Origin of the sequence: Saccharothrix sabaoui (assembly GCF_051756985.1) — a bacterium.
Taxonomy (GTDB): Bacteria; Actinomycetota; Actinomycetes; order Mycobacteriales; family Pseudonocardiaceae; genus Actinosynnema.
Map to the genome: position 1 here is coordinate 1 of NZ_JBPKJK010000310.1, position 4,042 is coordinate 4,042.

The following is a 4,042-nucleotide window of genomic DNA, read 5'->3' on the forward strand; positions in this document are numbered from 1 at the left end:
GGACCGGGCGCCTCAGGGTGCGGCCAGCGCGTGGTCCAGGGACGGGTGCACCACCAGCAGCTCGTCGAGCCCGCTGAGCTGCACCGAGCGCAGCGCGGGCGTCGTGTCGCCCGCCACCACGCGCAGCGCGGTGTCCGGCAGCGCCTGGTCGTGCGCGGCGATCAGGGCGGCCAGGCCCGCCGAGGCGAGCAGGTCCACCCCGCGCAGGTCGACGACGATCACGCCCGGCCGGTCGTCCAGCGCCGTGTCGAGCACCTCGCGCAGCCGCGGCGCGGTCGCCTGGTCCAGCTCGCCGACCACGGTCACGACGACGGCGTCGGTGAGGCTCTCCACGTCGAGCCGGAAGGGCCGCGGTGCGGGGTGTTGCGTCGAGGCGTGCACGGTGTGGTCGCCTTTCGTCCGGGGTCACGGCCCGCGGCCCGCCCACCCGGTGGCCCACGGACCGCAACCCCCATCGTCACCCGGCGGGCCCCGTCCCGCCATTCAGCGGCACGCGCGGCCCCCTCGGGCGGCCACCCGGCCGGACCCACCCCGCCGGGGTAGGCCATCCGGGTCACAGCGGTGCTCCGCAGGACGCAACGGGTGCGCACGGGGCAGGATTGGGTCGTGCAAGATCACGACCCGGGCGGCTACGACGCGTTCCTCTCCTGCGGCCATTCGGACGGTGACCGGATCGCCCCGGCGCTCCGGCGCGAGCTCCAGCGCATCGCGAGGCCCTGGCACCGGCGGCGGGCGCTGCGCGTGTTCCTGGACCGGTCCGGCCTCGACGCGGACCCCGACCTGTGGTCGGCGGTCACCCCGTCGCTGAGCGGGTCGCGCCACTTCGTGCTGCTGGCCTCGCCGGAGGCGGCGGCCTCGCCGGCGGTGGGTCGCGAGGTCGCGTTCTGGCGGGCGCGGCACGGGCACGACCGGTTCCTGATCGCGCTGACCGGCGGCGAGGTCGCGTGGGGCGACGGCGACTTCGACTGGGGACGCACCACGGCCCTGCCGGAGCAGCTGAGGGGCTGGTTCACCGCCGAACCGCCGTGGGTGGACCTGCGCTGGGCGGCGGGGAGCCCGGACCCGGCCGCCGACCCCCGCTTCCGCGCCGCCGCGGGCGCGCTGGCCGCCGCCGTGCACGGGGTGCCCGAGGAGGTGCTCGACGCCGAGGACGCCCGGCGGCACCGGCTGGTCGCGCGCCTGCGCCGGGCCGCGGTCGTCGGTGCGGCGCTGCTCGCCGTGGTGGCCGTGGTCCTCGGCGTCACGGCCCACCGCCGGCACCAGGACGCCGTGACCAGGGCCGCGGCGCTCGACCTGGTGGCCCGGGGCGCGGCCGTCGGCAGCGCGGACCCGGACCTGTCGCGGCTGCTCGCCGTGGCCGCGTGGCGGCTCGACCCGACGCCCCGGGCCCGCGCCGGGCTGGTCGACGCGCTCGTGCGGCCCGACCTGTGGACCCGCGAGGTGCCGGACGTGCGGGCGCTGTCCGGGGACGGGGCGACCGTCGCCGGGGTGCGGGACGGCGCGGTGCGGCTGGCGGCCACCCGCACCGGTGACGCGATCGGCGACCCGGTCACCGGGGCCGACGGCGTGCGGGCCGTCGCCCTGAGCGGGGACGGCCGCGTGCTCGCCGTCGCCGCCGACGACGGGGTGCGGCTGTGGGACACGACCCGGCGCGAGCCGCTGACCGGGCCGTTCGCCGCCTCGGGCACGCCGCTGCTCAGCCGGGGCGGCGGCGTGCTGGCCGTGGCGGGCGCGACCTCGGTGACCCTGTGGGACGCGGTGACCGGCGGACCGCTCGGCGAGGTGCCCGGTGTGCCCGCGTCGGTCGCGCTGAGCCCGGACGGCGGCCTCCTCGCGGTCGGCGGCGAGGACGGCTCCGTGCGGCTGTGGGACGTGCGGTCCGGCGTGCCCGGCGAGCCGCTGACCGGGCCCGCCGGACCGGTGCGGGCGCTCGCGTTCGGCCCGGACGGCGGCGTGCTGGCCGGCGGTGGCGAGGACCGCGCGGTGCGGGTGTGGCGGGTGGCCGACCGCTCCCCCGTCGGCACGCCGCTGGACGCCGGCGCGCCCGTGCGCGCGGTGGCGTTCAGCCCGGACGGCCGCACGCTCGCCGCGGGTGCCGGCGACGGCGCGGTGCGGCTGTGGGACGCGGTCGCGCGGCAGCCGCTCGGCGACCCGCTCACCGGCCACGCGACGCGGGTGGCGTCGCTGGCGTTCGCCGCGGACGGCCGGACGCTCACCACCACCGACGAGGGCGGCACGGCGCGCGGCTGGTCGGTGGCGGACCGGGTCGACGAGGGCGTGGGGTTCCCCGGCGAACCGGGCCCCATCGGCGTGGTCGAGTACCTCCCGGACGGCCGCACGGTCGTGGCGGGCACCCGCGCCGGTCAGGTCCACCTGTGGGACGCGGCCACCCGCGAGCCGATCTCCCCGCCGCTGACCGGGAACGTCGGCCGGGTCTACTCGATCTCGCCGAGCCCGGACGGCCGGACGCTGCTCGTCGTGGACGAGGGCGGCGCGGTGCGGCTGTGGGACGTGGCCGGGCGCCGGCAGACCGGCCAGCTGACCGAGGCGGGCACCGGGTACCCGGCCTACGCGGTGTTCAGCCCGGACGGCCGCACCATCGCCGTCGGCGAGGACGGGGCCGTGCGGCTGTGGGACGCGGAGACCCTCGACCAGCTCGGCGACCCGCTCGACGCGGGCACCACGTCCGTGCGCACGGTCGCGTTCAGCCCGGACGGCCGCACGCTCGCCGCCGCGGGCCACGGCGGCCCGGTCCGGCTGTGGGACGCCGCGACCCGCGAACCGCGCGGCGACCTGCGCGCCGACGCCGACGACGCGCTCACCGCCATCGCGTTCAGCCCGGACGGCCGCACCCTGGCCACCAGCGGCGTCGACGGCTCGGTCGCGCTGTGGGACACCGCCGAGCGCACCCGCCTGGGCGAGCCGTTCGGGCGGGGCGAGGGCGAGGTCGTCTTCGAGGTGGCCTTCAGCCCGGACGGCCGCACCCTGGCGACCGCGGGCACCGGCGTGCGCCTGTGGGACGTGCCCTCCCGCCGCCCGCTGGGCGTGCTGCGCGCCTACGCCATCGCCGTCGCGTTCAGCCCGGACGGCCGCGAGCTGGCGACCGGCGAGTCCCGGCTGCGCGCGTTCGGCGTGCCGAGGACCGACGACCCGGCCGCCGACCTGTGCCGCCGCGCGGGCCGCTCGCTGACGCGGGACGAGTGGGCGGCCCACGTCCCCGACGTCCCGTTCCGCGAGGTGTGCCCGTGAACCGGACCGGTGGGCGGCGGGTGCGCTCTCGACCGGTGCCGCGGGATCGGGGTGCTCGTGGCCAGCCCCGTCCGCCTCAGGGACCGTCGACCACCGACAGGGCGGGCACGGCGACCGGCCCGAACCGCGGCACCGGCCAGACCCGCCGCCACACCACGCCGGTGAGGTCGGACTCGGGCACGAACCCGTAGTTGCGCGAGTCGGTCGACACGGTCGGGTTGTCGCCCAGCACGAAGTACCGGCCGGGCGGCACCTCGGCGACGCCCTCGGTCCCGCCCTTGCCGTCGGGGCCGCAGCACACGCCGGGGTCGCCGGGGCCGCGCGCGACGGACATCCACTCGCCGGACGCGGGCCGCACGAGGACGTCCGCGCCGGTGATCCGCACCTGGTCGCCGGGTACGGCGATGACGCGCCGGACGACCTCGACGCCACCACCGGGTTGACGGAGGGTCACGACGTCGAGGCGCTGCGGAGCGCCGTCGAGGGCCAGGACCCGATCCCCCGAACGCAGGTCGGGGTACATGCTGTCGCCGGACACCGGCGAGGACAGCGCGAACACCGCCAGGGCGGCGGCCAGCAGCAGGGAAACCCCTCCGCCGAGCACCGCGGCGACCAGTCGTCCGCGCACCCGCCACCCCCTCCGCCACAGGCCGGACGGCCTCGTCCACCCCCGTCCGGGGGCGGTGAAAACTCACGCACGGTAACGCACCGGGAGCGGGTCGACGGGCACGAAGAGGTATCGGTACCCAGCGGCACGGCGGTGACGCGCTGCGTGACGCGTCGGCGGCCGGAC

3 protein-coding genes are annotated in these 4,042 nt (G+C 78.7%); 1 reads left to right on the forward strand and 2 read right to left on the reverse strand.

Annotated elements, in window-relative coordinates:
- Positions 1 to 12: 12 nt before the first annotated feature.
- Positions 13 to 381, reverse strand: coding sequence for an anti-sigma factor antagonist (locus ACR807_RS41350; protein ID WP_438927017.1), 369 nt, complete (start codon positions 379 to 381; stop codon positions 13 to 15).
- A gap of 225 nt (positions 382 to 606) precedes the next feature.
- On the opposite strand from ACR807_RS41350, the gene ACR807_RS41355 reads away from it, so the two are divergent.
- Positions 607 to 3,249 (forward strand): outer membrane protein assembly factor BamB family protein, encoded by a 2,643-nt coding sequence (locus tag ACR807_RS41355; RefSeq protein ID WP_438927018.1) that lies wholly within the window; start codon positions 607 to 609, stop codon positions 3,247 to 3,249.
- Positions 3,250 to 3,325: 76 nt separating this feature from the next.
- Here the strand turns inward: ACR807_RS41355 and lepB are convergent, their stop codons facing one another.
- On the reverse strand, positions 3,326 to 3,877 hold the full coding sequence (gene lepB, locus ACR807_RS41360; protein ID WP_438927019.1) for a signal peptidase I: 552 nt from the start codon (positions 3,875 to 3,877) through the stop codon (positions 3,326 to 3,328).
- Between the last annotated feature and the right edge of the window lie 165 nt (positions 3,878 to 4,042).